This is a genomic window from Methylocystis borbori (assembly GCF_036576025.1).
In the GTDB taxonomy this organism is placed as follows: domain Bacteria; phylum Pseudomonadota; class Alphaproteobacteria; order Rhizobiales; family Beijerinckiaceae; genus Methylocystis; species Methylocystis borbori.
On the sequence record NZ_JAZHYN010000084.1, the window covers coordinates 1 to 4,916 of the forward strand.

4 protein-coding genes are annotated in these 4,916 nt (G+C 65.0%); 2 read left to right on the forward strand and 2 right to left on the reverse strand.

Translation table 11 applies throughout. The annotated features are described in order from the left end of the window. Positions 1-849, forward strand: an 849-nt coding sequence (locus V3H18_RS16345; protein ID WP_332083147.1) for a hypothetical protein, incomplete at its 5' end; no start/stop codon positions are given. A 67-nt stretch (positions 850-916) separates the two neighbouring features. On the opposite strand, the gene V3H18_RS16350 is transcribed toward V3H18_RS16345, so the two are convergent. Further along, a complete protein-coding gene (locus tag V3H18_RS16350; protein WP_332083148.1) occupies positions 917-2,536 on the reverse strand; it encodes an outer membrane beta-barrel protein in 1,620 nt (539 codons plus the stop codon). Positions 2,537-2,904: 368 nt separating this feature from the next. Here V3H18_RS16350 and V3H18_RS16355 point away from each other — a divergent pair, with 368 nt between their 5' ends. After that, complete coding sequence (locus tag V3H18_RS16355) at positions 2,905-4,458, forward strand: FAD-dependent oxidoreductase (RefSeq protein WP_332083149.1); 1,554 nt, start codon at positions 2,905-2,907, stop codon at positions 4,456-4,458. 5 nt (positions 4,459-4,463) lie between these two features. On the opposite strand, the gene V3H18_RS16360 is transcribed toward V3H18_RS16355, so the two are convergent. Next, a partial coding sequence (locus V3H18_RS16360; protein ID WP_332083150.1) for a hypothetical protein occupies positions 4,464-4,916 on the reverse strand: 453 nt, incomplete at its 5' end.

Sequence of the window (4,916 nt, forward strand, 5' to 3'; positions counted from 1 at the left end):
GCGGCGGCGGCGCCGCCCGCCGTCGAGGGCCGCGCCACGCTGCGCCTCGCGGCGACGCTCACCGCCAACGATCAGCAACATGTGCGTTCCGGCGTCGTCTGGCGCGTGTTCGAGGAGCGGGCCGAGGCCGACGGCTCGCATAAGCTCGTCGCGCAATCGGAAGAGGCGACGCCGACGCTGGCGCTGCCGGACGGCGCCTATGTCGTCCATGCGGCCTATGGCCTTGCGGGCGTCACGCGCCGCGTCGTCATCGAGGGGCGCAATATTTCTGAGCGCGTGCCGCTCAACGCCGGCGGCCTGCGGCTCATCGACATGCTGGGCGAGGCGCAGATCCCGGCGCAGCGACTGTCCGTCTCGATCTATGTGCCGGAGCGCGGCAATTCCGAAGCGAAGCTCGTCCTCGCCAACGCCAAGGCCGACGAGGTCATCGCCCTTCCGGAAGGCTCCTATCACGTCGTCTCGACATTGCTCGATACCGGACAAAGCGCGCAGGGCGGCGGCGCCAACGCCACCAACTCCGTCGTGACCGCGGATTTGAAAATCCCCGCGGGCAAGCTCATTGAAGCGACCTTGCGCCACCACGCCGCGACCATCACCTTGAAGCTCGTGAAGCAGCGGGGCGGCGAAGCGCTCGCCAATACCAGCTTCTCGGTGCTGACCCCCGGCGGCGACGTGATCCGCGAATTGATCGGCGCCTTCCCCTCGCTTGTCTTGGCGGAGGGCGAATATGTCGCCATCGCACGTAACGAGGGCAAGACCTATCAGGGGCATTTCAAGGTGCAGTCGACGAAGGACGCGGATGTCGAGATCGTCATGCGCGATCACACGGAAGAAGAGCGTCCCCAATAAACGAAAAACGCCGCCCGGCGAACCGGGCGGCGTCCTTATGTCGGGACTGTTGGGGGAACTGTCCCTCTTAGAGCAGCGAGAAGGGGACGATCACGTCCATGTTGAACATGCCCTGCGACCGGCTCGAGCCGCTGCGGTTGAAGAAGGGCGCGACGCCATTGACGGCGGTGTCCCAGCGCACTTCCGGACGGAGGATCAGCCCCGAGATCACCGGCATCTTCGGCAGTTCCGGCGTGATCGTCGCGCCGAGGGTGAGCGCCAGATAGCTCGTGCCCGTATAGACCGGCGTATTGGCGAACAGGCCCGTGCCCAGGTTCCGGCTGATGCAGGACGGGCACCAGAACCCATGCGCCAGATTGACCGCGTCGAAATAGCCCGGGAAGGCGGCGACGAAGAAGTTGTTGTTGTCCCGGAAGAATTCGGCGCGGGCGTTGAGCTTGAAGATGTCGTTGAGCTTATAGGACGCATATTGGGCGATGCCGAAGGCGGTCGCGCCCATCGGATAGGCCGGCGCCGTTCCCCAGAAGCCGGTGCCGGTGATCGCATTGGCCGCGGCCCAGGCTTTCTGCGGCAGACCGAAGGAGCTGTTGTTCCAGCCCGTTTCATACATGAAGCTCATGTCGGTCACGAACGTCAGATATTCGGTCGGCTTCCAGGTCGTCGTTATGTTGTTGTACGAACGGATCGTCGAATTGACGTTGCAGGCGCAGCCGGTCGGGCTGCCGAAGCCGCCCTGATTGACGGGCCAGCCCGCCGTAAGGACCGTCGGCCAGCCAGCGTCGGTGAAAGGCGTGCCGACGAAGCCGACGGGCCAGCCGACGCCGAGCGGATCGGTCTGCCTCGCATTCTCCGGTCCCGTATGCGTAATCGCCAAAATGGTGAGTTCGCCGTCAAGCAGGTTGAAGCCAAAGCCGCCGTGGAACGAGGCGGCGGCGTTATTGTCGCCCGGCCAGCCGAGGCTCGTGTTCACGCCGCTGGTCACGCCCGTGTAGACGTCGAGCCAGCTGTTGACATGCGAGGTCACCATCGCGCCCGTGTGAATGAAGGGCCCGAAGTTGAACATGTAAGAGTGGCTGTAGAAGAGGTTATCCTTGGCGTAGATGAGTTCGGCGCCGTTATAGGTCGTGAACATGCCAAGCTTGACGTCGATGCCGCCCTGCGTGAACGGCGTAATCCAGGGCAGATGCGCGAGCACATGCGCCTCGATCGGCCCGATCTGCGTGCGCGAGCGGATCGCATAGTCGAGCACGCCCAGATAATGGTTGTAGCGCATGTCTTCGCCGACCATGCCCTGGAGCTTGAAGCCGAAGTCATAGCCTTCGGCCTTCGGGTCGAGCGGACGCTGGACGGTCAGCACGGCGCCGTTGAAGGTCGGCCAATTGGCGCGGTCGGTATAAAGATGGCCCCAGTTCAGCTTATTGAACGGCTGATTGAAGTTGACCGCGACGCCGCCTTCGACATAGCCGTCGACCGTCAGCGTGTCGGCCCAGGCCGGCGGCGGCGGCGGCGTCTGCGGCCCTTTCACGATTTTGCCTTTTTTGACAGGCTTGGCCGCGGGCGGCGGAGCAGGCTGGTTCTCCTCGATCAATGTCGGATCGACGTCCAGCAGCTTCGCCTGTGCATTGGCCGCGCCGACGCTGGCCACCAGCGAAAGGGCGGTTATGGTCGAAAGATAATACCACTTCATAGCGAGTAACTCCGTCTGGGGCCAAAATCTGTTCGATATCACTCGCGACTGGGCTTTTTCTCAAGTCTAAGCGCCGCGCAATTGCCTAATAAGTGTGCAAAATAACCTGTGTTACAACTTTGTTTCCTTCACTGTGTCCATAATGTCACAAATTTGCTCTCAAGAACGATTGTAACAATTGGCGTCGCTGCGGCGGCGCGCCGATCCCCGACCCCCGAGGTCCGAATCAGTGCGAAGAGACGCGGCGATGGCGTCGCCATTCGCTTGTCCCGGGGAGGCGACGCCCTTTTTAGAAAAGACGCAAACGAGATCGCCGCTCCATCTCTCTATTGGCGCGAGGCGAGACGCGCGGGGCGCAAGGGGGAGCGATGGGAGACGAGGCGCAAGGCCAACAGCAGGGCCCGGATTTTTCGCTCGGCGTGGCGGCCGAGCAGATTTTGGAAGGCGTTCCGCTGCGCGGCCATGTGGCGGGCGAGGACGCGATCCTCATTCGACAGGGCGACGAAATCTTCGCGATTGGCGCGCAATGTACGCATTATCACGCGCCGCTCGCAGAGGGGCTCGTCGTCGGCGGCGCGATTCGCTGCCCCTGGCATCACGCCTGTTTCAGCCTGCGCACCGGCCGCGCCTTGCGGGCGCCGGCTTTCGACGCGCTGCGCCGCTGGCGGATCGAGAAGGCCGAGGGAAAAGTCTTTGCGCGCGAACTCCTTAAGGAGGCCGCTCCCAAGTCCGTCGACGCGGCCCACGCGGCGCGCAGCGTCGTCATCGTCGGCGCCGGCGCCGCCGGATTCGCCGCCGCGCAGATGCTGCGCGCCGAGGGCTATGACGGCCTCGTCGAAATGATCGGCGCCGATCCCGCCGAACCCTATGATCGCCCTAATCTTTCCAAGGATTATCTCGCCGGAACGGCGGAGTCCGACTGGCTGCCGCTGCGCGATTCCGCCTGGTACAAGGAAAACGGCGTGCAATTGCGCCTCGGGCGGCGCGCCAAAGCGCTCGATACGGCGGCGCGGCGCCTCACGCTCGACGATGGCGCGACGCTCTCCTATGACGCGCTGCTGATCGCGACCGGCGCGAGTCCCCGGCGGCTCTCCGTTCCCGGCGCCGACAGCGCGCATGTCCATTATCTGCGCACGCTTGCGGACGCCGACCGGCTCATCGCGGCTTGCCCCGGCGCGCGGCGGATCGCGGTGATCGGCGCGAGCTTCATCGGCCTCGAAACCGCTGCGGCGCTGCGCGCCCGCAACCTCGATGTGCACGTGATCGCGCCGGACGCCATTCCCATGGCGCGTATTTTGGGACCAGAGATCGGCGATTTTGTAAGGAACCTGCACATAAGCCATGGCGTGGTCTTCCATCTGGAGGATGGCGTGGTCGAAATTGACAAAAGCTCTGTCAGGCTGAAGAGCGGCGTGACAATTGAGGCCGACTTCGTCGTTGTCGGCGTCGGCGTGCAACCCGATCTCGCGCTTGCGGAGGCGGCTGGGCTCGCGGTCGATAACGGCGTGCTTGTCGACGAATATCTGCAGACGAGCGCGCCGGGCGTTTATGCGGCGGGCGACATCGCGCGCTGGCCCGACAGGATCACGGGCGAGCGGATTCGGGTCGAGCATTGGGTCGTGGCGGAGCGCCAGGGCCAGACCGCCGCGCGCAACATGCTCGGCCGGCAGGAGCGCTTCGAGGCCGCGCCCTTTTTCTGGAGCCAGCATTACGACCAGACCATCGCCTATGTCGGCCATGCGGCGGGATGGGATCGCCTCGAGATTTCCGGCGATCCGGCGGCGGGCGACTGCCGCGTCGCTTATTTCAAGGGCGACCGCAAACTCGCCGTCGCGACCATCGGACGCGATCTCGACAGTCTGCGCGCGGAAGCCGCCTTTGAGGAGAGCATCGGCGCGGCGCCGCCCGAAGCGATTGAATAGGCCGCTTACTCGAAGCGTCCGGCGGCGTGGCCGAGCATGGTGTAGACCTTGCCCGCGTCGCCGGTGAGCAAATCGAGCGCCTTGGAGCCGTCGCGGTCGCCGCGGCTTGTCTCGACGAGCAGTTCCTCGAAGTGCCGGACATAGTGATCGACGGTGCCGCGGAACTCCTGATCGACGCGATAGCGGCGGCGGATTTCCTCGAAAGTCTGATGCCCTTGCGGGGTATAGAGGCGGCGGCCGAACAGGCCGCCCTTTTCGCCGCGCTGATAACGCCGCCAGAGCTCGGCGACGGCGGCGTTGTCCACCATGCGCGCAACGTCGAGCGTCAGGCTGTCGAGCGCGCCCGTCGTTCCCACGGGGCGCGCCGCCGCGCGCGGCGGCTGCGGCGCGTCGTCGAATGAGGCGCGCGCGAGAAGGTCGCTCAACCAGCCGCCGCCCGACTCCCGCGTCTGGACCGC